Annotated in this window: 27 protein-coding genes and 16 tRNA genes; 6 read left to right on the plus strand and 37 right to left on the minus strand. The window is 35.8% G+C overall.

What is annotated here, in order from left to right:
- Positions 1-117 precede the first annotated feature (117 nt).
- Positions 118-285, minus strand: a complete 168-nt coding sequence (locus tag ACMA47_RS12355) for a hypothetical protein (RefSeq protein WP_413930017.1) — start codon at positions 283-285, stop codon at positions 118-120.
- An 825-nt stretch (positions 286-1,110) separates the two neighbouring features.
- Here ACMA47_RS12355 and ACMA47_RS12360 point away from each other — a divergent pair.
- The 4 genes from ACMA47_RS12360 to ACMA47_RS12375 are packed head-to-tail and all read left to right on the plus strand — an operon-like array spanning position 1,111 to position 3,208.
- The gene (locus ACMA47_RS12360) at positions 1,111-1,536 is read left to right on the plus strand and encodes a MarR family winged helix-turn-helix transcriptional regulator (RefSeq protein ID WP_413930018.1); all 426 of its coding nucleotides are present in this window, start codon (positions 1,111-1,113) and stop codon (positions 1,534-1,536) included.
- 7 nt (positions 1,537-1,543) lie between these two features.
- Positions 1,544-1,882: a GIY-YIG nuclease family protein gene (locus ACMA47_RS12365; RefSeq protein ID WP_413930019.1), complete on the plus strand. Its 339-nt coding sequence runs from the start codon at positions 1,544-1,546 to the stop codon at positions 1,880-1,882.
- 4 nt (positions 1,883-1,886) lie between these two features.
- Positions 1,887-2,327, plus strand: coding sequence for a DUF1330 domain-containing protein (locus ACMA47_RS12370; RefSeq protein WP_413930020.1), 441 nt, complete (start codon positions 1,887-1,889; stop codon positions 2,325-2,327).
- Positions 2,324-3,208, plus strand: coding sequence for an alpha/beta fold hydrolase (locus ACMA47_RS12375; protein ID WP_413930021.1), 885 nt, complete (start codon positions 2,324-2,326; stop codon positions 3,206-3,208). The genes ACMA47_RS12370 and ACMA47_RS12375 overlap by 4 nt, the downstream gene beginning before the upstream one ends.
- Before the next feature lie 66 nt (positions 3,209-3,274).
- Here the strand turns inward: ACMA47_RS12375 and ACMA47_RS12380 are convergent, their stop codons facing one another.
- The 33 genes from ACMA47_RS12380 to ACMA47_RS12540 all read right to left on the minus strand — a co-directional run bounded on the left by ACMA47_RS12380 (position 3,275) and on the right by ACMA47_RS12540 (position 21,825).
- Complete coding sequence (locus ACMA47_RS12380; RefSeq protein ID WP_413930022.1) at positions 3,275-3,826, minus strand: exonuclease domain-containing protein; 552 nt, start codon at positions 3,824-3,826, stop codon at positions 3,275-3,277.
- 113 nt (positions 3,827-3,939) lie between these two features.
- Entirely contained in the window at positions 3,940-4,482 is a 543-nt protein-coding gene (locus ACMA47_RS12385) for an exonuclease domain-containing protein (RefSeq protein ID WP_413930023.1), read from the minus strand.
- A gap of 88 nt (positions 4,483-4,570) precedes the next feature.
- Positions 4,571-5,134 (minus strand): metallophosphoesterase family protein, encoded by a 564-nt coding sequence (locus ACMA47_RS12390; protein WP_413930024.1) that lies wholly within the window; start codon positions 5,132-5,134, stop codon positions 4,571-4,573.
- Positions 5,135-5,326: 192 nt separating this feature from the next.
- On the minus strand, positions 5,327-6,343 hold the full coding sequence (locus tag ACMA47_RS12395) for an RNA ligase, Rnl2 family (RefSeq protein ID WP_413930025.1): 1,017 nt from the start codon (positions 6,341-6,343) through the stop codon (positions 5,327-5,329).
- Between the two features lie 13 nt (positions 6,344-6,356).
- Entirely contained in the window at positions 6,357-6,728 is a 372-nt protein-coding gene (locus tag ACMA47_RS12400; protein WP_413930026.1) for a cyclic-phosphate processing receiver domain-containing protein, read from the minus strand.
- Between the two features lie 11 nt (positions 6,729-6,739).
- Positions 6,740-7,516, minus strand: coding sequence for an ATP-grasp domain-containing protein (locus tag ACMA47_RS12405; protein ID WP_413930027.1), 777 nt, complete (start codon positions 7,514-7,516; stop codon positions 6,740-6,742).
- Between the two features lie 122 nt (positions 7,517-7,638).
- Complete coding sequence (locus tag ACMA47_RS12410; protein WP_034693776.1) at positions 7,639-8,124, minus strand: ribonuclease H-like YkuK family protein; 486 nt, start codon at positions 8,122-8,124, stop codon at positions 7,639-7,641.
- A gap of 119 nt (positions 8,125-8,243) precedes the next feature.
- Positions 8,244-8,314: transfer RNA gene (locus ACMA47_RS12415), tRNA-Trp, on the minus strand.
- 8 nt (positions 8,315-8,322) lie between these two features.
- A tRNA-Gln gene (locus ACMA47_RS12420) sits at positions 8,323-8,394 on the minus strand.
- Positions 8,395-8,484: 90 nt separating this feature from the next.
- Positions 8,485-8,557, minus strand: a tRNA-Phe gene (locus tag ACMA47_RS12425).
- A 79-nt stretch (positions 8,558-8,636) separates the two neighbouring features.
- Positions 8,637-8,712, minus strand: a tRNA-Leu gene (locus ACMA47_RS12430).
- A gap of 98 nt (positions 8,713-8,810) precedes the next feature.
- Positions 8,811-8,884, minus strand: a tRNA-Leu gene (locus ACMA47_RS12435).
- 373 nt (positions 8,885-9,257) lie between these two features.
- A tRNA-Glu gene (locus tag ACMA47_RS12440) sits at positions 9,258-9,329 on the minus strand.
- Between the two features lie 77 nt (positions 9,330-9,406).
- Positions 9,407-9,493 (minus strand) — tRNA-Tyr (locus ACMA47_RS12445).
- 180 nt (positions 9,494-9,673) lie between these two features.
- A tRNA-Cys gene (locus ACMA47_RS12450) sits at positions 9,674-9,755 on the minus strand.
- A gap of 219 nt (positions 9,756-9,974) precedes the next feature.
- A tRNA-Asn gene (locus ACMA47_RS12455) sits at positions 9,975-10,046 on the minus strand.
- A 4-nt stretch (positions 10,047-10,050) separates the two neighbouring features.
- A tRNA-Ile gene (locus ACMA47_RS12460) sits at positions 10,051-10,124 on the minus strand.
- Between the two features lie 5 nt (positions 10,125-10,129).
- Positions 10,130-10,201, minus strand: a tRNA-Glu gene (locus ACMA47_RS12465).
- A 6-nt stretch (positions 10,202-10,207) separates the two neighbouring features.
- Positions 10,208-10,279 (minus strand) — tRNA-Pro (locus ACMA47_RS12470).
- A 69-nt stretch (positions 10,280-10,348) separates the two neighbouring features.
- A tRNA-Arg gene (locus ACMA47_RS12475) sits at positions 10,349-10,422 on the minus strand.
- An 8-nt stretch (positions 10,423-10,430) separates the two neighbouring features.
- Positions 10,431-10,504, minus strand: a tRNA-Lys gene (locus tag ACMA47_RS12480).
- A 63-nt stretch (positions 10,505-10,567) separates the two neighbouring features.
- Positions 10,568-10,641, minus strand: a tRNA-Arg gene (locus ACMA47_RS12485).
- An 8-nt stretch (positions 10,642-10,649) separates the two neighbouring features.
- Positions 10,650-10,717 (minus strand) — tRNA-His (locus ACMA47_RS12490).
- Positions 10,718-11,293: 576 nt separating this feature from the next.
- The gene (locus ACMA47_RS12495) at positions 11,294-11,422 is read right to left on the minus strand and encodes a penicillin-binding protein (protein WP_413930028.1); all 129 of its coding nucleotides are present in this window, start codon (positions 11,420-11,422) and stop codon (positions 11,294-11,296) included.
- A 425-nt stretch (positions 11,423-11,847) separates the two neighbouring features.
- Positions 11,848-12,876, minus strand: a complete 1,029-nt coding sequence (locus ACMA47_RS12500) for a hypothetical protein (protein ID WP_413930029.1) — start codon at positions 12,874-12,876, stop codon at positions 11,848-11,850.
- A complete protein-coding gene (locus tag ACMA47_RS12505; protein WP_413930030.1) occupies positions 12,863-14,557 on the minus strand; it encodes an APC family permease in 1,695 nt (564 codons plus the stop codon). The genes ACMA47_RS12500 and ACMA47_RS12505 overlap by 14 nt, the downstream gene beginning before the upstream one ends.
- Positions 14,547-16,925, minus strand: a complete 2,379-nt coding sequence (locus ACMA47_RS12510; RefSeq protein ID WP_413930031.1) for a hypothetical protein — start codon at positions 16,923-16,925, stop codon at positions 14,547-14,549. The genes ACMA47_RS12505 and ACMA47_RS12510 overlap by 11 nt, the downstream gene beginning before the upstream one ends.
- Positions 16,916-17,659 carry a hypothetical protein gene (locus tag ACMA47_RS12515; RefSeq protein WP_413930032.1) on the minus strand — a complete coding sequence of 248 codons (744 nt, stop codon included), beginning with the start codon at positions 17,657-17,659 and terminating at the stop codon, positions 16,916-16,918. The genes ACMA47_RS12510 and ACMA47_RS12515 overlap by 10 nt, the downstream gene beginning before the upstream one ends.
- A complete protein-coding gene (locus tag ACMA47_RS12520) occupies positions 17,632-18,765 on the minus strand; it encodes an AAA family ATPase (RefSeq protein WP_413930033.1) in 1,134 nt (377 codons plus the stop codon). Before ACMA47_RS12520 ends, ACMA47_RS12515 begins: the two co-directional genes overlap by 28 nt.
- A 12-nt stretch (positions 18,766-18,777) precedes the next feature.
- Positions 18,778-19,359: a DUF4919 domain-containing protein gene (locus tag ACMA47_RS12525; protein WP_413930034.1), complete on the minus strand. Its 582-nt coding sequence runs from the start codon at positions 19,357-19,359 to the stop codon at positions 18,778-18,780.
- On the minus strand, positions 19,346-20,002 hold the full coding sequence (locus tag ACMA47_RS12530) for a hypothetical protein (RefSeq protein ID WP_413930035.1): 657 nt from the start codon (positions 20,000-20,002) through the stop codon (positions 19,346-19,348). Before ACMA47_RS12530 ends, ACMA47_RS12525 begins: the two co-directional genes overlap by 14 nt.
- 280 nt (positions 20,003-20,282) lie before the next feature.
- Positions 20,283-20,675: a VOC family protein gene (locus tag ACMA47_RS12535; protein WP_114820883.1), complete on the minus strand. Its 393-nt coding sequence runs from the start codon at positions 20,673-20,675 to the stop codon at positions 20,283-20,285.
- A 7-nt stretch (positions 20,676-20,682) separates the two neighbouring features.
- Positions 20,683-21,825 (minus strand): acyltransferase family protein, encoded by a 1,143-nt coding sequence (locus ACMA47_RS12540; protein WP_413930036.1) that lies wholly within the window; start codon positions 21,823-21,825, stop codon positions 20,683-20,685.
- Between the two features lie 109 nt (positions 21,826-21,934).
- On the opposite strand from ACMA47_RS12540, the gene ACMA47_RS12545 reads away from it, so the two are divergent.
- Positions 21,935-22,807, plus strand: coding sequence for an AraC family transcriptional regulator (locus ACMA47_RS12545; RefSeq protein ID WP_413930037.1), 873 nt, complete (start codon positions 21,935-21,937; stop codon positions 22,805-22,807).
- 76 nt (positions 22,808-22,883) lie between these two features.
- Entirely contained in the window at positions 22,884-23,594 is a 711-nt protein-coding gene (deoD, locus tag ACMA47_RS12550) for a purine-nucleoside phosphorylase (protein ID WP_306596928.1), read from the plus strand.
- Between the two features lie 52 nt (positions 23,595-23,646).
- Here the strand turns inward: deoD and ACMA47_RS12555 are convergent, their stop codons facing one another.
- The 3 genes from ACMA47_RS12555 to ACMA47_RS12565 form a co-directional block, all read right to left on the minus strand.
- Positions 23,647-24,432 (minus strand): TatD family hydrolase, encoded by a 786-nt coding sequence (locus tag ACMA47_RS12555; RefSeq protein ID WP_413930038.1) that lies wholly within the window; start codon positions 24,430-24,432, stop codon positions 23,647-23,649.
- Between the two features lie 269 nt (positions 24,433-24,701).
- Positions 24,702-25,352 (minus strand): hypothetical protein, encoded by a 651-nt coding sequence (locus tag ACMA47_RS12560; protein ID WP_413930039.1) that lies wholly within the window; start codon positions 25,350-25,352, stop codon positions 24,702-24,704.
- Between the two features lie 3 nt (positions 25,353-25,355).
- Positions 25,356-26,069 (minus strand): DUF434 domain-containing protein, encoded by a 714-nt coding sequence (locus ACMA47_RS12565; protein WP_413930040.1) that lies wholly within the window; start codon positions 26,067-26,069, stop codon positions 25,356-25,358.
- Between the last annotated feature and the right edge of the window lie 202 nt (positions 26,070-26,271).

Raw genomic sequence — 26,271 nt, forward strand, 5'->3', positions numbered from 1 at the left:
GTATAAATTTGTTTCAGGTTATTCATTTTTTTCCATTCTTCAGGTTGTCTGACAAGATTTTTTCTCATCCCAGACTGATTTCGTTTTAACAGTTCATGATAAAGCCCAAAGAACTTTTCAGCATTCAAAACTGTCTTTTTCAACTGTTGAAAGAATGGGCATCAGCAGTTTTCCGGAAGCAACATTACAACTGGTAATCAGACTGATAAGTTTTGGAATTTTGTGGATAAATCCTTTTATCTGATTCCATTCAAAACTTGACTTTTTACCGATTATTGTCCCCACTTCATTTCTTTAAAATTATTCAAAAACATCCTGTTTATAAGGCTTCAAAAGCCGTACCACAGAGCGTTTGACAGTATTAAACAGTCCCAAAAACAGGAATAAACAAAGCCTCCTCCGGGAAGCGCATTCTGTTTCATCCCAACATTCGGAAACACAATATCTATTTAAATAAAACACTGATATACAACACTTAATGAGTTTTACTATTTTCTTCCTGTAAAATCAGAGTCTGAAAAACAGAATACCATATATAAAATTCTCATCAGATTATTATCATAAACACTTTGATAAAATTGAATGAAGTATTTAAAAAAGAAGTATTATCAGGAATGTAACCATCAAAGAATTCACAGACCATGTCAACAGGTGTCTTATCATATCCGGAATTCTGTTATTTGTACTCGTTTCCTGTTTTACAATACGTCAATAGTTTAAATTTTTCACCTGAAAACCTTTATCAATAAGCATAAACTCATTCTTATCGGCTAAAATAAAAAAAAATGACTGACAGACAGTAAATTATCCCATAAAAGTGATTTTTTTAACAAATATTAAGTTAATTAAAACAATCGCTATCAAAGCCTTTGGTAACACAAAAACAATTCCCTGTTTAAAGATATATTAATAAAAAAGTGGTTAAAAGCATTATATCATGATATTTACACAACATTTGGTGTCTTAATTCCAGAATTTAAGATACTATATAACAAATCATGTTAGCTTACCAATACGTTAATTTTTTTTAAAATAATAAAAACAGGATTGTAATTCTCTAAATTTTATATATTTGCAAAATAAAATACTTGACAACTCAAATACTTTTCAATGATAAGCACAGAATTATTATTCTTAATAAACATCAATAAACTACAGTCTGTAATTGCCAGAAAATTTGATTCTCTGAGCGTTCATGGTCTGGGATTCAATGACTTTGTTATTCTTTATGTGCTCTATTCTTCCTCTGAGAGCAAAATGAGAAGAATAGATCTTGCCGAAAAAATAGGACTTACCGCATCAGGAGTTACCCGCTTATTGAATCCATTGGAAAAAATCGGACTGGTAGCCAGAGAAAGCAACGAAAGAGATGCCCGCGTAAGTTACGTGGTCATCACTCCTAACGGTAAAAAGATATTTGAAGAAGCTAAACTAAGCGCAGAAAATAGTACTAAAGAAATTCTTTCATCCAAAAAAGGTAAATCTCTACGCATGGTCAATGAGCTTTTATTTGATTTAGGAGGAAATATACAATAATGAAAATATGAAAAATGCATTAAAGAAACAGCTAAGAGAAAAGGCAAAAGACTATACAACAACAATGGGAGTACTTGCTGTTACTAACATTTCAAACGGGAAAAAATATGTTCAGGCTTCTTTACATCTGGAAGCACTGGTGAATAAGATGAAATTTCTTTTAAACGGAGGATTATTTACCCATCCACAATTACAGAAAGAATGGACTGAATTGGGAAATGATTCTTTTACTTTTGAGTTTGTCGTCGTTGTTCCGGATCAGAACAACGAATTTATCAACTATCGTAAAGAGATTCAAAAGGCTGAACAGTCTTATATTTCCCAACTAACTACAGAATTATATTAAAGTGATGTCAAAAAAATATCTGTTTCCTACTTTTGAGGCTGGAAAACATCTATTTACTAAAAATATACAAGGAGCCATTATTAATCTTAATCTCATCAGATTAAAGAAGGAACCAGATTATTCAGAGTATCCGGATTTGAAACCTAACGAGAAAACAAGCAGCTGGGATGCCTATCTTACATACATCAGGGAAACTGAACCTTATTTAAAGGAAAGCGGCGGAGAAATTTTATTTATTGGGAAAGGAGACCAGTTTCTGATAGGTCCTGAAAGTGAATATTGGGATATGTGTCTCTTAATCAGACAAAAAAGTGTTAATGATTTTTTCGGTTTCGAAAAAAATGAAGCTTATATGAAAATTATGGGACATAGAATGGCTGCAGTAGAAGACTCAAGGCTTTTACCATTGGAAGAAGTATTATTAAATACACAAAGGATTAAATGAAAACAGTCAAAATGAATGATGTGGAATTATGCTATGAGGTATTTGGCGAAAAAAATTCTGATACCATTGTATTAATTCCCGGATTAGGAAGTCAGATGATCCGTTGGGATATTACATTTTGTAATCTTCTGGTTGAAAAAGGATTCAGGGTGATTCGGTTTGATAACAGAGATTCGGGAGGTTCTGTTTTTAATGCAAAAAGAGAAATTCCTGCTGGTAAAAGCATTGAAGAGATTTTCGGGAATCTCAGTAAAGAAGGGATTCCTTATTCTTTAATGGATATGGCAAATGATGTTATTGGTCTTCTTAATCATTTAAATATTGAAAAAGTTCATATTGCAGGACGTTCCATGGGAGGAATTATTGCACAGCTTTTAGGTTCCTATTATCCAGAAAGAGTTTCATCATTGACGATCATCATGTCAACCTCTATGAATCCGTCTCTTCCTAAACCTGATCCGGAAGTGATGGCTATGATGACACAGGTGTCTGCTGATCCTGTTCTTCAGAAAGAAGAGTATTTGAGGGAAAAGATCCATTTTGCAAAAAAAATTTCAGGTTCGGGATATGTTTTTGATTCAAATCAGGAAAAAGCTTTGCTTGAAGAGGAACTTATACGTTCCAGAACCAAAAACGGAATCATCCGGCAGCTTTTAGCGATGGGTTCCTTTCAATTTAACCCTGAAGTTCTGAAAAAAATAACGGCCCCTACTCTGATCATTCATGGAACAGACGATCTGATCTTTCATCCTGATTGCGGAAAAGATATTGCAGATTCTATTCCGCGTGCTGAATGGCTTCTTATTGAAGGGATGGGACATTCTATTCCTATTGAGCTTTACAGTTTTATTAGTAACAAGATATCTGATTTAACAAAATAAAAAAAAGGCTGCCTCAACATTTGAGACAGTCTTCATTATATCTGTTCCTATTATATTATAGAAGATTTAATAATTATTCAGGCACCAATGCAGAATCTTTGCAATGTTTTTGGCGTCATCTACTCCTCTGTGGTGAGTACCTTCTAAAGTCATACCCAATTCACCTAAAGCTCTGTTCATTCCGACACTTTTCCTGATCGTAGGATGAATTTCACCAAATAATGTCTTCACATTGATGTGGTCATCACTCATTGGATAATCTGTGTAGAATCTTCTTGCCTGGTTTTGAAGCATATTCAGATCGTAGTTTCCGTAGCTCGCCCATGTCAGTTCTTCCGAATCATATTCTGCTCTCAGGATATCGAAAGCATCATCCAGCATGATTCCTTCATGATCCAGCATATTTTGGGTAATAGTAGTCAACTCCGTACAGAACGGACTTACTTTTGAATACTGGGGTTTTACTAAAATCCCTTCATTTTTAGAGATCTTACCCGTTTTTGCATTCATAATACATACACCGATTTCGATGATCTCACTTTCCTGACCTCTTGGCGGTCGGTTTTCCCAACACGTTGCTTCGAGGTCTACTATTAATATATTATCTGTTGTTTTCACTTGTTTAAAATTTAATTGTTAAAGATTGGAAGAGGGATGCGGGAAGAGGGAAATTTGAACAGTGTCTCATTTACTTCCAGCCTCCATCATCAGTCTTCCAGCCTATTGATTATTTACAGAATCTTACTTAAAATTCTGGCTGTGTTGTAAGCATCGTCTGCTCCGCTGTGATGGGTTCCTTCAAAATCCATATTCAGATAGTTCAGGGCTCTTTTAAGTCCTATTTGTTTGTGTAGTTTAAAATGTCTTTTAAATTCATGCATCACATTCATATAGTTTTCTGAAAAAGGATTGGTTATCCCGAGCCAGTCACATTGTTCTATGATCTGCTCTCCGTCGAAGTTTCCATATCCTGCCCAGGTAAGCGGTGCAGAATGGTATTGATCCCTGATTAATTCACAGGCTTCTTCAAAATAAATTCCTTTTTCTTCTATCAGTTGCGGGGTAATTCCGGTCAATTGTGTACAGAATCTGTTGATTTCTGAACGTTCCGGAATTACATAAATGCTTTGTTTTTGGGAAATTGCTTTTGATGTTAAGTTTAATTTGCAAATTCCTATTTCTATAATATCGACCTGTTGCCCAATGGGAATTCTGTCGTTTTCCCAACATGTAGCTTCCAGATCGATGATTATCATCTCATTGGTTGTTTTCATGATTTTTTTAGAAATTAGAAGCCAGAGGTTAGAAGTTAGTTAGGTTTATACTTCTCATATCCTCAAGCTTCATTTTCATCGTTAATTGTTAATTTCTGGGAGCAAATGGAGGCGTCCATTTTTTCCTCTTCATTATTTCTTTGACTTCCTCGTAGGAAACCGGATAAAAATTGTGGCAGTCTACCCCAACGTCAAAACTGAGTGCCATTTCATCATCCGGTAAGGTTCCGTGTGAATGACCGTATAATTGCCAGACTCCGCGATGTGAACCATTCCAGGTACGCATGGCGTAATGGAAAAGAATGATTTTCTGTTTGCCATTACTTTGATCCGGTTCGTCAATTCTCAGTTCGTGGTAATCTCTGATGGAAGCAAATCGTTTGGGATACGTTAAAGCAGCTCCTTCATGATTGCCCTTGATCAGATGAATATTGCCATGTAAGCGATCTAAAATTTCTTTTGTAAAATCCGGTTTTCCTAAACTCATGTCTCCTAAATGGTAGACCGTATCACCGGGCTCAATTTTTTCGTTCCATCTTTTAATGAGTTCTTCATTCATATGGTCCAGTGATTCAAAGGGTCTCTCTGAAAACTTTATAATATTCTCGTGACCAAAATGATGGTCTGCTGTAAAAAATATATTGAGTTTCATTTTTTAATTGTTTTTTCTTTTTAAAACCACCCCGTCAAAAATTCTTTGAATTTTCGCCACCCCTCCAAAGGATGGGAATTGTCACACATTCATGAGTTCTATTTCTCTTAAATACAATGAAGTGTTTTCGTTCTTCTGACTTTTATGGTTACTTATTATACATAAAAAAGTTTCGGTAATTTTTTACCGAAACTATACTTTAAGAGTCATCAACTCTTCTTTTATAAAATCAATGACTAAAGAATTCAACTTTTTGTTGATCCTTTTCTGCTCTTCTTTTTCAATAGTGGCAAAAGCTGCCGGGAAGTCTTTCTGGAAATCCTCTAAAATATCCTGTGAAAAAAGACCAATTACCTTACCTATCATTTTAGGTTCGAATTCGCCGATTTTGCTTACCACATTATTCAATCTGTTGGCTGTAGCATATTTTTGGATTTCTTCCCAGATCTCCTGAGCTTTTTCGCTGAAGTGAATCTGTTTTTGAACAGTTTTACCCTCTTTTTTAACCATTTTGGACTTTTCTACCCATTTTTCATTCTTATTTTTCAGAATAATTCGGGCACCATTTCCAAAGTATTTGGTTTTCAAAGTTTTTACGATGGTTCCTTCACACCTATTGTCTTCCAATTCGGGTAATCCCAGCCAAGTCGGAATTTTTGAATTGAAAACATTAGGGAATTTCAAAGCTTCCTCAAGACTTCCCTGAAACAAAATTTTTGCATAGAAAAATCCTGTCTCTTCAAAAATCTGATTGACCACTTCTGTATCCAAATAGGTAATCCCATTCAGTTTAATATCAAAAGCGTAAAATTCGTTGTAAGGTGCATATTCAATACCTTTCTGTACTTTCACTGCATCTTTTACGGGTTCTACTTCTTTATGTTTGTATCCACCACCGAACAATTCACCATAGATCACTACAGTTTCTACATCCGGGTAAATGGTTTTCACTTTTTGAAACACTTCTATTACATTTTTTCTGTAGCGTTCCAACATCTGATGGGCATTGAAAAATTTCTCATCTTTTTCGATGAAAGCAGTTCTCTTCGCGATTTTAATTTCCTTTCCGTCGGTAAAGAAAGAGAAATTAGCTCCGTGAACTTTTTCCTGTACGATGAAAACCTCATCCCCAAAACCCTGCATCCTGATCTGTTCGATCACGCGGGCCTGGTAAGCATTTTCTATAGCGTTATATGTTTTGAAAATCATTTTGTTTTAGTTTTTAATCGTTTCTAAAATTTTTTAAAAGGCTTAGAATATTTTCCTTTCCTACCGGATTCATAGAGTGACAATAGAATTCTGGAAGGTCCAGATAATTATCCATGCAATATTCTATCAGCCATTTGGCACAGTCGTATCCTGTTTTTTCAACAAATTCCTGAGAATCCTGTTTCAAATAATGCTCATCTGCCAGATCATGGTCAAAAGAGATCATTTCCGGAAGTCCTTTTTCCAAAATCCTGTTGACAAACTGCTTGTAATTCCGAACAATATGCCAATCGCTTCTGAGGAAAATGTCCTGTTTTGTATAATGATAAGCCTCAATCGGGTATCTTATATCATCCAGAAATAGTAATCTTTTTGTTTTTTCCATGAGTTAATTATTTAATGGGAAAAATAAATGTTCAATGCTTTAATCACGCTTTTCACATTGGTGTTTGGATAAAATCCGGAACTGTTGATACAATTTATTTCAACAATTTTCCAACCTTTATTTGTCAAACAAATATCCATTACAAAAGCTTCTTCAAGATTAAAAAGTTTGATCATTTCATTAGCGAAACTTAATCCATCTTCTGAAACCTTTTCTTCAAAAGGAGCATTATCATTAAACTTATAATAACCTCCATCAATAATCTGTCCTCCAACAATCCAGAGTCTTGCTTCTTTTATTGTTCGTTTCGCTTCAGAAACTTGTACCAATGAATCTTCATTAATTCTATTATTTTGAGATTCCAAAGCTTCAAATACAAAATCTTCCCATTCTGTTTCCGTGAAAACTTTTCCTGTAAAAATTTTTGCTTCACTGTATGGTTTAATGAATTTTATTTCATCTTTTTTCCAATTCAACTGTCCGGAAATTGTATGAACAGAAACATTGTAATTGAGAAGGTTTTCACCATAATATTTTGAATAAACTTCATACAGATGATTTCCTCCGTAAAAAGAACCCGGAAACCAGTTTATATTTTGTTTTGCCAATCTTGCAATCGTCACCGAACCATATACAAAAACATCTTTCCTATCTGTTTTAAAATCTATTTTTTCTGCGGTAGGAGGAATATTAATGACTTCATAATCAATATTCAATTCTTCCAATGCATCAAAAATTTTATAATGATCCGGATCTAAATACACATTAGCCTGAATTAGAAAATACATGGTTACTTGTTTTTTAAGTTTCTTTTATTAATTTTTGAATGGAAGTTGGAAACCGGATGAAAGAAGTTCATTTTCATATCATTAAACAACTTCCTGCTTCTGTCATCCTGCTTCCAGCTTTATTACACCATCATATCAGCACAGTTGGAACTGGCGAAAGCAAAAGGTTTTGCTTTAAACACATATCCCATTCCGAGAATATATCCCATGGCATCTTTTAATGCTACATTGGATTTAAAATCCGGATCGGTATTAATGTCTGCGTGTACCTCCATTTCCACACCATAAGCATCCAACACAGAGCAGATCGCGTATGCAATTTCAACGGATTTGTTGACCTCATTCAGCATTCGCTCCTTGATACTGATACTCTGTATTTCTCTTTCTTTTCTGATAAAGGTAAACGCTCCTTTTCCCTCACGAATAAATACTACTGCTGTAGCATAGTTGATGGCATCTCCGTATACATGAGAGTCTGATCCCACACATACTTTCAGACGGTGTCCATTGGCCTGTTCGCGGAGGATGGCTTCTTCTACCAGCTGTGTGATAGAGTGTTGGAAAATTTTTCCATTCATATTCTGCCATGTTTGTTGTTGCGTTTCCATTTTTTCTACATGTTTTAAATTTTGTTTTAAATTAATTTGTGAATTGTGAACTGTCAATTCGTTTTACGGTCAATTTTTAAAGATTCATTTGCCAAGTAAAATTGACTATTCATTTTTTGCACTCCGAACCGGACTCGAACCGATACCATCAGTTTTGGAGACTGAGATGCTGCCATTACACTATCAGAGTAAATGCTGTTGATTCATTAGGACTCGAACCTAAACTCCAAGAATCAAAATCTTGTGTGCTGCCAATTACACTATGAATCAATTTCATGAGTAATAAGTAATTGGTAATGAGCAATATCAGAAATCAGTCAGGTATCAATGATTGCTCATTACTTATCATTCATGTTTTTGCGGAACAGACAGGAATTGAACCTGTACCTTTAGTTTTTCAGACTAACGTGCAGACCTTCTACACCACTCTTCCGGATTTTATAAGTAATGAGTAATATGAAAATCTATGACTGGCATTATTACTCATTGCTCATTATTTATTGCTTATATTTTGGTACGGGAAGAGGGATTCGAACCCCCAAAAGCTTGATCCTAAATCAAGAGTGTCTACCATTCCACCATTCCCGCAGGTTTTTTATAAGTAATGAGTAATTGGTAATTAGTAATATTTTCTTTTTTCATTATTACTCATTGCTCATTGCTCATTACTTATTACTCATATTCTGTACCTCTCCCCAGATTCGAACTGGGACTTTACGGGGTTTAAAGCCGTTTTCTCTGCCAATTGGAATAGAGAGGCGTAATTTATAAGTAATGAGTAATCGGTAATGAGTAATATTTTTTCTTTTATTATTACTCATTGCTCATTGCTCATTGCTTATTACTTATGTCATGCTAGGTTTGAGAAAGCTCTGTCTGTTGATAAACTATGCCTGTTAGTGTTTGTAAAGATCTTCTGCGCTTGACAAACCTTTCTCTTTTCCTAATTGTATTTTGGTTTAAAAAAGTAAAAGGCTGTCTGTTTTTATTGACTAAAGATCTTCTGCTCTCGACAGTCCTTTTTTCTCTTTTCTTCATTTTTTGTGTGAATGGTAACTGGCCAATTTTTTAAAAAAATCTGAACTTTCATGGTATTATTATCAATTCAATATTGACCAGCTATTCACATCCAGTACTCTATAAGGGAATCGAACCCTTGTTTTCTGCTCGAAAGGCAGGCGTCCTCACCGTTAGACGAATAGAGCATTGAGCCACTGACCAGGAATCGAACCTAAACAACAAGAGTACATTTCCTGCATGCTGCCATTACATTATCAGCGGTTGGTGGAAGTAGTAGGATTCGAACCTACTCAGCAATGAAGCAACAGATTTACAGTCTGCCCCGACTCTCCAACTTCGGCGTACTTCCGGATTTTTATGAGTAATAAGTAATTCCTCATTTTTCCTTTTAAAAAGAAAAGGTCTGTCTTTATATTGAATGTTTGAGTAAAGATCTTCTGCGCTCGACAGCCTTTTTCTTTTATTAATAAAGGATATTCTTTGCTATAGGTGATAAAAGATTCTTATATCTCCTATAGCTTTTACATTGAGATGGTTATGGGATTCAAACCCACTCAGTTTACACAACGGTTTTGCAGACCGCCCCGACTCTTCCACTTCGGCGAACCATCAGATTAAAAAATAAAGTCTGTCTTCATTTGTTTGATATAAGAACTTCTGCGCTTGACAAACTTTATTTTACCTAAAAATTTATAAATGATATCTTTTAATTTCTAATTTATCCGGAGAGAAGAAAAGCCTGTCTGTATTTTTCGTGTTTGGCGTAAAGATCTTCTGCTCTCGACAAACTTTTTCTTTTTCTCCTGAAACAATTAACAATTAGTTACCTGCGATTCTGGAAAGACTCGAACTTTCAACTTCCGGTTTAACAGACCGGTGCTCTACCATTGAGCTACAAAATCATTGTAATTCCGGAAGGACTCGAACCTTCAACCTTCGGTGTATCAGACCGACACTCTAACCACTTGAGCTACGAAATCATTTGTATTCCATAAGGGAATCGAACCCTTGTCGTTCGGTAGAAAGCCGAATGCACTTACCTCTATGCTAATGGAACCAATTGTCTGGAAAGCAAGATTCGAACTTGCGACCTCCCGCGTCCAAGACGGGTAAACAACCACCGTTATCTTTCCAGCTTTGGGGTTCACTTCTGTTTCTTTTCCGGGAGACAGCCGGATGGGAAAGTTTCCATGAACCTTTTTTGTGATTCCGAGAGGACTCGAACCTCTAACCCTGGGTTTAGAAAACCCATGCTCTATCCAGTTGAGCTACGGAACCGCTTTTTGTAATCCCAGAAAGATTTGAACTTTCAACCCCCGGTTTAAAAGACCGGTGCTCTAACCATTTGAGCTATGAGATTGTTTTGGTTTTGTGAATCATCAATAATCAATTTGCTTATCAATTTTACAATTCACGTTTTTTGTAATCTCAGAAGGACTCGAACCTTCAACCTTCGGTGTCGTAAACCGATGCTCTATCCAATTGAGCCATGAGATTTTCTGCTTTGGGTATCTCCGGGGATCGAACCCTGTTCTCCGGTTCCACAGACCGGCGCTTTACCAAATAAGCTAAAGAAACCATAAAAAAAAGCGCCTCTTTTCGGGAGGCGCTTCATATATTTTAACGTAAGAGATCATTAAATGACCCACGTATATAAGCACCTTTTATCCACAATTCCACTTTCAAGAATACACGCCACACCTGTCGGCTCCTGTCCGAATAGTCTTGAATATCGATTGAATATGTTGTGTAACTGTTTCATTTTATTTTTGTTTGTTTCTAAATTATTTTTAATTGAATCCTGAAAACCTGTTGCTTTCAATTTTCGGTTGCAAAGTAAATATGATTTTTTTAAACCTGCAAATAAATTTTCAAATTAAAATATTGATAATCAATTAATTACATGTTGTTTTTAGAGTAGAGAATTTCTGTCCGCAATATTTTGCAGATATCTTAATTACCTAAATGACTGTCTCTCACCGGGTTGCTTATCACTCTATTTTATCGTATTAAAGTTTCATTGTTTATTAAAAATTTTTCATGTTTATGGTTATTTTTTTTCATTCTAAATAATTTCTGACCTAAAAAACAAAAAACGCCTCGGTTTTCCGAGGCGTTTCTGTTGTATTTTGATTAATTTTTTACAAGTTTATAGTAAATAATTTCCAAAGTCAGCACATTTCGCCTCATTCCATATCACCTCATCACGTCCGAATAATCCTTTGTTAGAAGGACTTTCGCATAGTTCTGCATTGATATGTGCTCTTTGTATTGTCATAATTTTCTGGTGCAAAGATAAATCTTTTTTGGTATTATTTTATAATATTCACAATTTGGGGAAGGTTTTCAGCACGCAAAGGCTCAAGAAAATTGTTATAAGGTGTAAGGATTTTATTTATTTTTAAACTCTCGCTGATTTTGCAAATCAAGCAGATCTTAATGATAAAAATCTGCATAATCTGAACAATCTGCGAGAAAATGTATTGCAGATCTCCTACTATTTTCTTGCGTTTTAAAAACGTCATTAACATTAATTTTAGCGCCTTTGCGATTTTCCAACAAAACAGAATTGCCATGCTATCTTCAACGCAAAGTTTTATTTCAGGAGTTTCTTATTTTAGGGAGCTAAGAAGAATCAATTAAAAATTGATTTGATGAAGCAAACGTTTTATTTAATTTTTAAATTATTCAATCTTTAAATATTTAATTTCTAAACATTTTATTTCTTCCTGTTTTGAATCTTGAAATATCTTTCAGAATCACTTCATCACTGGGATTGAAAAATTTCAGTTCATTAACAATTTCAGAACGGGTAGTTACTTTTTCAGCAATGATTTCATAGGCTATATTTCTTGTTACAGCATGCAGCTCCTGAGATTTTTTAAATTCATATTTCATAGCATCCAGATAAGTAATCTTTTTATGGGCTGGAGTTTTTTCGTATAAATTCAGAATTTCCGATTCCAGTTTTTTGATGTCAAAGATATTGGCAAAGTAATTATTCAAACAATTGAAAGCGTCTTTATCTTCTTCCCATCCTTTTAACAATACTTCCTGAGCATCTTCTGTTTTTTCCATCTTTTTGCGGTACACTAAAGAAGCTTTTACCATCTGGCTGTTTTTCACATAATCATCTGCTACTATCTGATAATAATAATGGGCGTTTCTAAGATCGTTGATTTCTTTATAAAGATCTCCTACTTTTTCTTTCTGCTCCATTTCTTTGTAAAGATCAATGGCTTTCTTATGTTGTTTCGCTTTTTCATAGCAGGCTGCAGCATCGGATTTATTGTTGAGTTTTTTAAGGTATACAACAGCTGCTTCATTGTAGAATCCTCCATTTTCCAGGGTTTTTGCTCCCCTGTAGTTATCCTGCAGAAGATTCATATAAACTCTTGCTGCTTTTTTATAGTCTTTTTCAGCGATGTATTTTTCGGCAAGTTCTTCATATTTGCTCCTGATTCTGTCAAAGAGTGAGTTTTCCAGATAGAAACTGCTACTTCCGCTACCTTTTCTTCCTGATGAATTCCTGTTGTTTTGCTCCTTATCTTTTAAAGAAGTGATCACAAGAAGAATAATGAAAGCTACAATTAAGAAAATACCCAATGTTCCCAGTACACTCCAGAAACTTTCATGGAATAATTGGGCTACAATTCCGACAACCTTGAACATGGCCAGCAGCACAAATGCTGCCATAAATTTGTCTATAAATTTCTGTCTATTCATCATCATCGGAGTTTAAAATGGTTTTATCTTCTCTAAACAGACGGTAAAGGAGTAACAGCACGCAAATTACCAGAACCCATACAAACCAGTTGTATCCAAACATTTTGACCAACGGATAAAATAAATATACAAGCATGGCTACAAGAATGGCAATTAAAACAAACTTTACCCAGGCAGGCACATAATCTCCTCCAAGATTCAAAGATTTATTTTTAAACAGGAATGAGTATAATCCTACTCCGGCAATCATCAGGATTACCATATACAGGATATCTGAAACAGGAGCTTCTTTTTCTAAAGGGGTTCCTTCTGAACCCACTCCTTTTACTTTCGATTTATCTATGGAAGCAGAAGCAGGGTCTACGATATCCAACGTCCCATAAAGTTTCCCCAAGGAATCTGCCATTAAAGCTTTTCTTTTTTTCAGAAGATATTTAACGACATCTCCATTCACCGGTTTTCCTTTGGTGTATTGCTTTAGAGAATCTGAAATTTTACGTTTCAGTTTTTCAGTTTTTTGTTCTAGATGTTTTGTAATTTTTTGGGTGTAAATGGTTTTGAGGGAATCTCTGCTCTGTTTTTCATTATGAACGAGCTTTTCGATATCTCTTCCTATTTCGCTTACGTCTCTTCCGCCACCTTTTTTATAATTTTCTTTGTCTTCTTTTGTTTTGGATTCAATGATTCCTGCATGAATAAGTTCTTTGGATAATCCTTTTCTCTGCTGGTGATATATTGAATCTATCTTAAGATCAATTTCCGATGTTCCGGACTGGAAAGCAATCATATCAGAAGGTGCTTTTACTGCATTTTTTTCTATCTTTCCTGAAGAAGGAGTATTTTCTTCCTGCTCCGACCTATTTTTATCTGAAGGTAATGCAATCTTTAAAACAATCGCTGCAATAATAACCGCCCAAAATACTCTGCGAAAATTTCTGGTTCCTGCACTCTCCTTTTTGCCTCCGGCACCACCAAATAATCCTTCCAGCCAGGTAAATTTACCAAATCCATCACCTCTTGAAGTTCCCATTACATCCAGGGAAACACCTAAATCTACTGCTCTTTCGGGGTATTTTTCAATATATTTTAAGTATTTTTCTATCTCTTTTTTATTTCCGGCCATTACTTTTTTAAGATCAAACGGCAGGTCGTTCATCCATTCTTCTTCGGTTTGTTTGGGCTGTAATGCTTCCATTACTTTTTCATCATCCATTTCCACCGTGTAGCTTTCTATTTTCTGCGGAATTGAAACCCCATTCAGAGGCTTTCTGATGGTTTCATTTATGGTTTCCGGCTGTTGAATTAATGAAATCCAGTCGATTTCTTCAGCGAGCTTTACCAATCCGAATTCGGGATGTATAATCAGAAAACGAGAATCAAGCTGTGCCCAGTCTTCAGGATTTATTTTGGGATAAAAGGTTGTATTTTCAGGGATGAAAAGCCTTTCATCCACACTTTGAAAATAAGCATTCCTGCCTATTTCATGCGGAGCATGATCATTAAAAATGAGAAAACAACCGTACAGCACATTGGGACTGTCTGCCGGAATTGCAAAAGATTGTACCTGACTTAAATTGATCCCAAGCATTTCCATTTCCTGAAGCCATACCACAGGGGAAGAACCTTTGATTAGAAGTCCTTTTTTGGGATAATTATTTTTCGGGAAAGGTTTTATTCTAAGCTCCATAATCCAAAATCTGTTCTATAAACGGTTTTAAAAACCTGTCACACATATCATCCATTGTTTTTACTTTCAACAAGGCGTGTTCCGGAAGATAATATTCTGATCCTCCGAATTCCGTATAGGTAGCCAACGAGAGAAAACCACCCAATGTAGATGGAATAAAAAATTCTTCTATACTCTTATTACTGCTTCGGAAGGTTAGCATTCCCCTAGAATCGGTAATAATTTCACTTCCGTCAGGGAATGTAAATTTATTTTTATTCTGTTCTGCAAAAATTTTGATATCAAATTTGTTTTTGGAAAAATCAAGGGTGTTCTCGGAGGCACTGTATAATTCATTTCCGGAAACAACGAGGTTTTCATACTTGTTGATTCCTATTTTATTGAAATTATTGATCACCTTCAATCCACTTCCTTTCAACTTGGCGACTTCGGCTTCGGCTTTTATATTATTTTTTTCAAACTCTTTATCCTTTCCGGTAATAGGCTCTACAGCAATATTCCCATCAATATTGATTTTGTAATGGGTAGCATGATCCGGATGATGGAGATAGAAATTCCGTCCAAAATAAATCAATCTGTAAGACTCCGGAATGTTCATCCCTGTAAGATTCTGGTCAGAATATTCTCCGGTATTAAGATTAAGTTTTAAAATGAGTTTCTGTTCAGGATGATACTGACACAGAATAAAGTGCTGCTGTCTGTTTTTTGCTAAGGCAAACTGTCCTTTAGGTTTTATGGAAATTTTATCAAACAAAACTTCACAGCCATGATATGTTTTATAATAATCGTAAGAATGTCTGTCATAATAATTATCGGAAAGGTAAGTTTTCAGTAATTCCTTTTTTGAACTCAAAATGAAAAATTCCCCTTCATATAAGAACTTAGCGATCTTATTAACAGGTGTTGGAAATAGAATCGGATAGTTTTTCGGAAGATCAGTTTTCTTTCCGTTGAAGTTTTGAGCAGATTGTTTTTGTTGCGGCGGATTGGCCCACAGCTCCTGCAGTGGAAGTTTTATTTTCTGAATATGCTTTCTTGCTCCTTTATGATGTTTGTAGAAATTGATTTCACCATCTGAAGCCGTTGTTACCAAGAACTTTAATTTATCCCTATTCTGATGGACAACCCGCTGAATTTCCTCATCAGCCATATTATCCTGATGGGTAATGAAGAAAACTTCAATATCTTTTTCTGAATGGTGTTCATTAAAAAACTTCTCCAGGGCTTCCGAAACTTCCAGAACCGGACTTACCTGGTTAAGGTTTTCCACCACTTCTTCTACTTTATTAAGCGAAATCGGAATTGCCGCCTGCCCTAAAGCAAGAACTTTACATTCAGAATGGGCTTTGGGATGTTTAATAACGGCTATTGCAGAGGCATAAGCCAATACTTTCGGTGTTCCCCAGTTTCTAAGGGAAGTATCAATCAGTATAATTCTTTCAAAAATATTTTCTTCCGGTGGAATCTCTCTTTGAATATAAAGTACCTCATTATTGGCCACACGATTTATAAAGATATCATCTTCATTGGCAAATTCGGAAAGAAGCATTCTGTGAAAATCGCCTTTATTCGTCATATCAGAAATGCCTCCAATAGGCTGTTCACCTGGAGAAAGATGACGCATTGGAATTTTAAGGCCACTCCAGATTCTTTTGATCAGGCTTCCTATCTGAAAAGTCTTTGGTTCTTCAATTAATTCTTTGATAAAATTTTTATTGGAATCTGCAGTTGTTTCTTCTTCTACCACCTCATCATCCAGTTCCGGCTCATGAACCAATCCTTTCATGGAATCAATGATGGATTGTACCGTAGGAAATTTTTCGTTCAGGTTCAAAGCACTTAAATCTTTGTTTAAAGCTGATGAACCTTCGTCATGTTTTTCTGCACTGGAAGCAAGTTCATGCGGTCTTTTATAATAGAATCTTAGGAAACCATCAGAAAGGCTTGGAGACAATCTGTTGTGTCCGTTTTCAAAAAGAGTCTGCAGCAGTACAATTCTGTTCTGCCTTTGTTTATAAGCTTTGGGAAGTGATTTTATTTTTTCAAGAAATTCAATTTGTTTTTCCACTCTGAATTCAAAATCCTCTCCGCTATAAAACTCTGCTGTACGTCTTAATGGACCGGCAAAATCTGTATAGCCATCCTGCATTGCATATAAAACCATAAGCAATGCCCCGAACGGAGGCCATCCCACGGGCTGAAGATAATTCAAAATCTCCATTACATAAGGTCTGTAAGCAATGGCTCCCACTCCCGGGACCGAGAGGAGATTATGATCATGATAACCGGAATCTCCGGGAACATCTTCATCTGTTTTCCATTCCCAAAAGTAATTTTCGTAGGACTGGAAATACGTTTTTAATTCCATTCTCTTGATTTTTCGGTAAGGCGGAATGAGCTTACGGACAAAGCGCGGAAATCGGTCTCTTTAATCAAAAGATTATTTCCATTTTCATCCCATAACAGCCATCCTTCCTGCTCTTTATTATATTTCTGCTGCAACAGTGGACTTACATTTTTAAATTCAAAATCCAGACCGGCTGGCAGTAAATGTCTGTCTTTGATCCAATAGGTTTTTCCGGGAAAGCTGAGTAAAGGAACTCCTACAAACAGTGCTTGATCTCCCAGTAAAGTCCATTGTATTTTTTCAAGTTTAAATCTGGGCAATGCTACAATACGGTCTTTAATATCAGCAATATTACACAGTAAAGCAGTTACCGGGTGCTCTTCATTGCTTTCTTTTAGATGGATCTGAACCTGTTCATGAATCCCAAAATAGTTTTGGTTTGAAGGTGGAAGACTAAGCTGTAATGCTTTGTCTATGGGAATCCAAAGCAAAGCTGTTCTCATTTTTTTACTGGGAACCAAAGCCTCTTTTCTGAATAAAAGTCCATCACGAAGTTCATATAAAATAAAATCGGGCAATTGTTGTATTTCTGAAGCTTCTGCTTGTTCATCGGTAAAACCTTTCAGCCAGACAGTATCATCATCTACAGCAATCTGAACATTCTTCCAGTCTCTGATTGAGCCCAGAAAATCTTCATCAGTACGGGGAATTTCCGCCCAGAATTCTTTTAAACGCTTTGAAGAATCTTCTGCCATAAGCTTTCAATTTCTTGCTGGATATACTGCTTCTGTTCCGGATTTCTGATCCAGTCACAACGGGTCTGCAGATATCTCAGTTTATCTTTTATTACATTCTGTTCTTCAAAACTCAATGTTCCTTCATTCCATTTTTCCACAAGAATTTTTACGTCTTTCATGACTTCTTCAGGATTGGGAGTTTTGTTCTGCATGGCCTGTGGATGGGAATCCGGATGATCATCTTTCTCAATCGTCCTGTTGATAATTCCTTCCAGAATTTCAATCTGTTCTTCGGTATCCCAGATATGTTTCAACACCCACAGATCAGAAAGTACGGCTTCTTTTCTTCCGCAGATCAGAGCACTTGCAGCAATCAGATTCTGAAGTTTCACCGCTCTACGGTCTGAAATGGCAATTCCTGTATTTCTGAGGCTCATGATTGTGTTCAGATAGACTTCATAAATGGGTTTAAGATCTATGGTTCTACACAGTTTTTGTAATTCTCTGATCTCATCAGCATGAATTTCCGGAACTTCCGTTTCTTCTTCGTTTTCCAGTTTTCTTCCGGCCAAAAGTACCTGTTGTAAGAGTTCGGGGTTGACGTAGTCTACATTAATTCTTACCAGAAAACGGTCAAATAATGCATTCAATGCTTCATCTTCCGGAAGAACGTTACTTGCTCCTACAAACATCAGTGCAGGAAGGTGTTTGGTTTCTTTTCCCCTTTTAAATATTTTTTCGTTGAGTGCCGTCAGAAGGGAATTCAAAATAGCTGAGTTCGCATTGAAAATCTCATCCAGGAAAACCAAGGAAGCTTCGGGCATCATTCCTTCTGTATTGGTCAAAAGTTCACCTTCTTTCAGTTTTCTGATATCAAAAGGTCCAAAAATTTCGTTCGGTTCTGTAAAACGGGTTAACAAATATTCGAAATTCTTTCCGTCTTTCACTGTTTTGGCCAATGTTCTGACAATAGCAGATTTTGCTGTACCCGGAGGTCCGTATAAAAATGCATTTTCTCTTGCCAACAGGCATATTCCCAACAGATCTACGACATCATTTTTACCTACAAAAGTATCTTTTACGTAGTTAAGGACTGTATTAAGCTGATTTATATTCTGGTTCATTGATTTTAAAAATTAAAATTTCCACCACTTTTTCTTCGGGTTTTTCTCTTCTTCTTTATTTTCTGCCTGTTCATTTCTTTTATTGAATGAAAAAGCCAGTCTCTGATAAGGCACTTTGATATCGAAATACAGCTGCGTTCCGTCATCCAGTGTAAGGGCATCCATGATTTTATCTCCATCCTTGACCAGACTTTGTGAAACATCCTGTTTATTGAGGTGATGTCTAATAAGATCTCTTTCGTCAGAAATTCTTGTGATCATATAAGGAAAATCTTGGGTTCCGTCTCCTGTTTTTTCAAGGCATTCAAAGATAAGCTGTGCTATGGTCATTTCAATATTCTTTCCTTTTTCATCACCCAGCTCTTTGTAAGCAAAATATTTACAGATATGCGCTCTGGGACTCAGCAAAATATTGACATTGACGTATTGTATAACTTCCTCAAATTTCCCTTCATTCAGTAAATCCTGCATGTTTTCAATATCTTCGGAATAGGGATCATATTCCGGATTATTGATCACCAGTTCACGACATTTCAGGAATGTTTCTTTTGTAGGGTCAGTTAAAAATTCAAATACTTTCTCATACGTTTTCATTATGGTCTTCGGTTATAGTTTTTAGTTCTCGCCAGAATGCATCTTTGTGCATTCCGAATTCGGCTATTAGTAGTTTATTAATAAACGGAATTTCCGCTAGTTTATAATCTCTTTTTTCAACAATTCTTTCCAGATAGAGTTTTCTGTATGTATTGTCTTTCAGTTCTTCTGTCCAGTTCACGTTCCTCAGATCAAGATCATACCCTATTCCGGAATAGTGAAACTGTATCAGAATATTTTCAAGTAGGACAATCAGTGGATCTTCAGGATCAACTGTATTTAAAGCAACCACAACCTGTGGTAAAAATCTCAGTGATAAATCTGCGGATAAGATAGAAGGAATATCCCGTGTTCCTTTGAATTGGGGAATAAGATTGTCAATATTTTTTTCTGTATTTTCTCTGATCAGATAAAGCTGTGCGCTATGGTAGAGAATTTTGGCGGCCCAAACAGCTGCTTCTTTGTTACAGATCCATTGATCTGACAAAAACTCAAGTCGTTCTTTTTCGAATTCTGTTTCAAAATAATCTCCTGCATCCGCCTCTTCCTGAGGGGAAATTTTCTGCAGGCTTGAAAAAAGAGTAATACATTCTTCTTTACGAAGCAAAAAGATCGTGTCTAAAAACGGTGACTTGGTTTCCATGATCTAACAAAAATAAAATTATTTCGTTGAGAATAAAATTTTTGTGGGGAAGATTGTTGTTAAATATGGATTCTTTAAGGGAATTATATGGTTGGAAAGCGCAAAGGCGCTAAGCTGAAATCTATTATGCTGTTTTTAAGGCGCAAGAAAATCAAAGATTTTCAGCAAGGTAGATCTTACCATCTAAACCTTATAGGTTTTAAAAACCTATAAGGTTTGAAATTACGTATTCATTACTATACTAAAAGATTGCTTCGTCACTAAAGCTCCTCGCAATGACTTACTGTGATACAATTTCAATGATATTATTTTCAGGATCAAGGATCACGCTTTCATAATATCCGTCTCCAGTTGTACGTGGTTCTCCAGCCACTTTATATCCATCTTTTCTCAGTATTTCTGTAAGTTCGTCTACTTTTTGTTTATTGTCTACAGAAAATGCAAGATGAATAATTCCATACTGCTGGGATTCATAAGAGTTTTCGCTTTCTTTGATATCCGGTCTGGTCATGATTTCAAGACGGCAGCCATTTTCAAAACTTAAAAAATAAGATTGAAAATTTTTAACAGGATTATGGTATTTTTCATTGGAAACCGCTCCGAAATATTTCTGATAAAATGCTCTGGATTTTTCAAGATCTTTCACCCAGATGGCAATATGTTCGATTTTCATTTCTTTTTTATTTATTTGAATTTAATTTTTTGTTCAGCCATTCTCTTACAGGAATATCGTAGAATTTCATAGAACAGTATGCTAAAACTACCGAAGCCAATACGGTTATCAATCCTAAAATCCATGATAGTAGTTCTTCTAAGGTATGTTTTCCATTTACAATCCAGGCCATGTAAACATACACCAATGGGAAATGGGTAATATATATCGGATATGAAATATCTCCTAAAAACTTGCAGAAACGGTTCGCTTTTTCATTTGTAACTTTTCCTCCTGCTCCCAGTAGAATAACCACCGGAAACATGATCATCAGGACGAAGCATTCATAGAAAGCATTCTGCCAATGTGCGGAAGTTCCTCCCAGACGTGGAAATGCAAATAAAATGACCAGTAAAATACTTGTTGTAAAAAAGGCATTTTTTGTAAATTTTAATGATACGGCTCTCGCTAAAAATATTCCCATCAGAAAAGGGAAAGCCAGCCTTGTAAATCCTATTTTCAATTGTGTGACATCGTCTATAGACCAACCTCCGATGATATCACCATTGGGATTGGTAAATGCGTAATGAATGGTAAACCCTGCAGAAATCAATACCAGAATTCCCAATACGATTTTGGAAACTTTTCTTAAAACCAAAGCATATGCAATATTGGCAATATATTCAAAAAACAGCGACCACGAGGGACCGTTCAAAGGATGCATTTCATTCCAACCTCTGATATCAAGACTTTTACCCACGGGAATAACCGTCATCCCGATCAACATCACCAGTACGACTTTCCAAACCGGAGTTGTGGAAATTCCACCCCAGCCCAATCCCGCCGAGTGTTGGAAATAGAATAAAACCGCTCCTACCAAAGAGCCTATGATGATCATCGGCTGCAATCTCACAAGACGGCGGATAAAAAAATCTTTCAGAGTCATCTTACCCCACCGGTTATCATATGCGTAACTGATCACATATCCGGAAAGCATAAAGAAAAAATCTACTGCCAGATAGCCATGATTAATAATCTGCTTTGTATGATCTCCATTGGAAAATGTTTCAAAAACATGGAAAAATACAACCATGATAGCAGCTACTCCACGGAGGCCGTCAAGAATTTCATAATGGGGTTTCGATTGAGAAACGGATAAGGTCTGATTCATATTTTAAATAAGATTTGATGCAAAAATAGAGGGTCTGCCATCAAAAAGTTTGTTCTATATTTTCCAATCATTGTCTTATATTTACATTATTATGATTTTTATTCTTTAAATGAAGCAAAATTTAAAATATTATCCAAAAGCAAGAACCCATACGTTTCATTTTGATCATATTCATATCAAATGGAATCAGCAGGTTCCGCTCCATCAGCAGGAAACCTGGGAATTGTCTTATATTATTACCGGAAGCGGAGTAAGAATTATTGGTGATATTGTGGAAAACTTTTCAAAGGGTGAAATCATTCTTATTCCTCCCAACATTCCACATTGCTGGTCTTTTGATGAATCTGTGCATGACAGTGAAGGTAACATTGAAAATATCACGATTGTTTTTGAAAACGATTTTTTAGAAAGCTGTAAAAATATTTTCCCCGAACTGTTGCATAGTATTTCCGAACTTCAAAGTAATGAAAATGCAGTTTCTTTTAAAAATGAACTGTTGGAAAAGCTCCAGACTTTAATGGCTTCTATGATTCATCAGAACGGTATTGAGAGGCTTTCGTCTTTTATCAAACTATTAGAGCTAGTTTCTTACTGTAAAGAAATGCAAGTGGTTGGAAGGCCCGTTTCTGAAAACAAAAAAGAAAAGAAACTGCAGGAAATATATCTATTTATCTTAAATAATTTTCAGCGGAACATTACTCTGGAAGAAATTTCAAGGTCTGTAGGAATGCAAAAATCATCCTTCTGTGTTTTTTTCAAAAAAATGACAGGAAAATCTTTTTTTACCTATCTCACAGAATTTAAAATAGAATCTTCGTGTCAAATGTTATTGAAGACAAAATTATCTGTTGCTGAAATCTGTATTGCTTCAGGGTTCAGTGATATTCCTTATTACAACCGGGTTTTTAAGAAAATTAAAAACGTTCCTCCCACACAGTTCAGGAAGAATGCAGGGCTCATCAATACCTCCGAAATGCAGTAGATAAAAATGATAAGCTACCGGAGTATCTGTTCACTATTTACATATTTGCTATCTTTGTCCCATTCAAAAAAACATTATGAGTATTCACATCAGTGCAAAAAAAGGAGAAATTGCTAAAGTAGTATTGCAGCCGGGGGATCCGCTTCGTGCACAGTATATTGCTGAAAATTATTTAGAAAATGCTAAACTGGTAAGCAAAACCAGAGGTATTTTTTATTATACAGGACTTTATAAGGGTAAAGAAATCACGGTAGGAGCTAGTGGAATGGGTTTCCCAAGTATTGGAATCTATTCTTTTGAGTTGTTTACAGAATATGAAGTAGATACAATCATCAGAATCGGGACTTGTGGTGCTTACAATACAGATCTTCAACTTTTTGATATTTTAAATATTGACAAAGCTGCCAGCGAAAGTACTTACGCTAAATATGCATGGGGAATTGAAGAAGAAATCCTTTCTCACCAGGGAAATATCTTTAACACCATTAATGAAACGGCAAAAGATCTATCATTAAATGCTAAAGCCATCAATATCCACAGTAGTGATATTTTCTACAGAAAAGATCCTAACACTCCGGAAATTGCTACCAAATACAACTGTCCTGCAGTAGAAATGGAAGCTTTTGGTTTATTTGCCAATGCTCAGCATTTAGGAAAAAATGCAGCGACTATTCTTACGGTAACGGATATTATTCCTACCCACGAAAAAATCTCTGCTGATGAAAGAGAAACAGCTTTGAATCCAATGATGGAACTGGCTCTAGAATCGGCTATAAAGAGTTTGTAAGAACTAAATTCATTATAAAAAAAGAGCTTTACTTTATTAGTAGAGCTCTTTTTTATAGTCTGAAAAAATTTCTGGCGGTTTCTGTGGTCTCGTCTGCCACTTCAGAAATACTGATCTTCTTCAGATGGGCAATGGTCTGTGCTACATAAGGTAAGAATGAAGGTTCATTTCGTCTGTTCTGTATTCTCGGCATATTTTTCGGAAGCATAAAAGGGGCGTCTGTTTCAATCATCATCCGGTCAAGAGGTGTATATTTTATAACGTCTTCGAGATGTTTAAATCTTTTTTCATCACTGATAGCGCCTGTAAATCCTAAATAAAATCCTTTATCCAGATAAGTTTTTGCTTCATTCAATGTTCCGGTAAAGCAGTGTACAACGGCTTCAGGTAACTTTGAAAGATAGTCATCTGTAATGTCATTAAATCTTTTAAATGCGGATCTTTCATGAAGAAAAAGGGGTTTATTCACTTCTATGGCGAGCTCAAGTTGTGCCCGATAACATTTTTCCTGAATAGGTCTGGGAGAAAAATCACGGTCAAAGTCAAGGCCGCACTCTCCTACTGAAATCACATGATCCTGCTTTAACAATTTCCTGAGTTCACTAATGCTTTGTCCATTAAAAGATTTGGCATCATGGGGATGAATTCCCGCTGTTGAAAATAAAATTTCGGGATATTCTTCTGCAATTTCCGCAGATTCTTTGCTTCCACGTATGCTGGTTCCGGTGAGAATCATATGTTCAACGCCCTCATCCAAAGCGCGGTTGATAATTTCTTCGTGTTCATTGTAGAACTGTTTATTGGTCAGATTAATGCCAATATCAATGTAAGTGTTCATTTGTTTTTTACTTTTTATTCGATGTTCATTTCTAAATATAAAATGGAAGCTAGCAAAATTCTGTTTGAAAATTTTTGTTCTGATTGATTCATAGCTTCTGTTTTATGTCTGCAAAACTAGAAGCATGGTGCGCAATGTTTTTACGCAGTAAAAAAGAAAGTAAAAAAAAAGAAAAGTAAAAAGACAAAATAGCTTCAAGTCTTAAAAAATCTGCGAGCGTTTTTATTTTCCCACGGATTTCACAGATGGCGCAGATGTTTGTGGATAACTTATTCGTTGATAAATTTTTCGAGAAAACCGATCAGCTTTGTACCTCCGTGGCTCCAGCGGATTCCATGGCCTTCTTTTTCCCGAACTTCAAAAACAAGTTCATGTTTGTAATGGAAGAAAACATTCCACCAGGTTTTATGATCAAGGATGTCATTGATTTTTGCCATTACTTTTTCCTGCTTCTGTTGGTTATTTCCTTTTATTTCTCCCCAGAAATCATCATCCATTCTTCCAATATGTTTTTCCCAGGCTCTTTGTGCAATGGTAATTTCATTGTTGAATGGTTCTTTACAGGCATTGATCAACGTTGCTTTCAAAGGTGGAATAGCATTTTCATCACGGATGCTGGCAGAGGTGAGTCTTTGTCCCAAAACATTCAGCCAATGTTCAAAAGGAATTTCTTCCAGAAGTTGAACTTTTACCTCATCTGAATCATTATTATCAAGAATCTTCATGAATTTTTCAAAGCTTTCTCGTCTGTTGATCTTTATTTCTTCATTAAAATAGGGAAATTCCCAATCTAAAATTTCTTCTTTAAATCGGTCAATATTTTTCTCCAGATCTTCCAGATGTTCTTTTACTAAAAGCGTTCTGTATTGATCTTTCCATGTTTCAGAAAACAGGGCAATATAGGGTTCGAACAGATTCATATTTTACTTCATTTTGATCAGATTAACAGGAAGATTTTCTTCTGTAATCAAATATCCGATCAGATTAAACCATTCTTTACAGTGATCCAGAATCCAGGCATCTGAGGAAATAACGATGGCTGAACTTTCAGCCAGGAATTTATCGGGATTGTATTGCAGATCTGCCTCCCAGTTGAGATGATGTTCTTTGGCAAATTCCAGAATAATCTGTTTGATTCTTCCACTATTGGAAACCGGCTGATCAAAGATCCATATCAATTGATGAATCTGATTTTTCCGGTAAAAAGAAGCTACCAGTTCTACTGCTCTTAAGGTTTGATTCACTCTTTTATAAGTTCCATGGACTCCTGAAAGATCACGGATACAGTCATCCAATCCTTCAAAAATATAAGCTTCGGAAAGCAGACTTTCCAACAGAATCAAAACATTAAAACCATCAAGATATACCGTTTTATCTTTTAAATCTGAAGCATCAACATGCTTTAACTGCCTGTTATGAAGCTGTTGAATGGATGCTGATGCTCCCCGAAGAGCTTGTATCTGACGGGTTTTCAGCCTATACCTGTTGCCTACCAGATCTGAAGCCGCTTTTTCCGGATACCCTCTGCTCAACAGATACTGCATGTCTTCAACAGCTAGTCTCAGTTTGGAGATCTGTTTTTCTGAGCCAAATAAGGTATCATCACCTGTATTTTTTCCACGGTTTCTGTTAATCATACTCAAAAATAGAGTTTTTGGTGGATGTTAGAAACCACCCCGTCAAAAATTCTTTGAATTTTTGACACCCCTCCAAGGGAGGGGAATTTCACACCTTTGATTGTTAAATTTGTCAATGATATCATTTTTCTCATTCTGAATGGGGATCTGTTATGTTTTCTACAACAAAAGAGATATTTCGTACAACACATTGATATTTATT

The sequence above is a fragment of the Chryseobacterium sp. T20 genome, assembly GCF_047345655.1.
GTDB lineage: Bacteria > Bacteroidota > Bacteroidia > Flavobacteriales > Weeksellaceae > Chryseobacterium.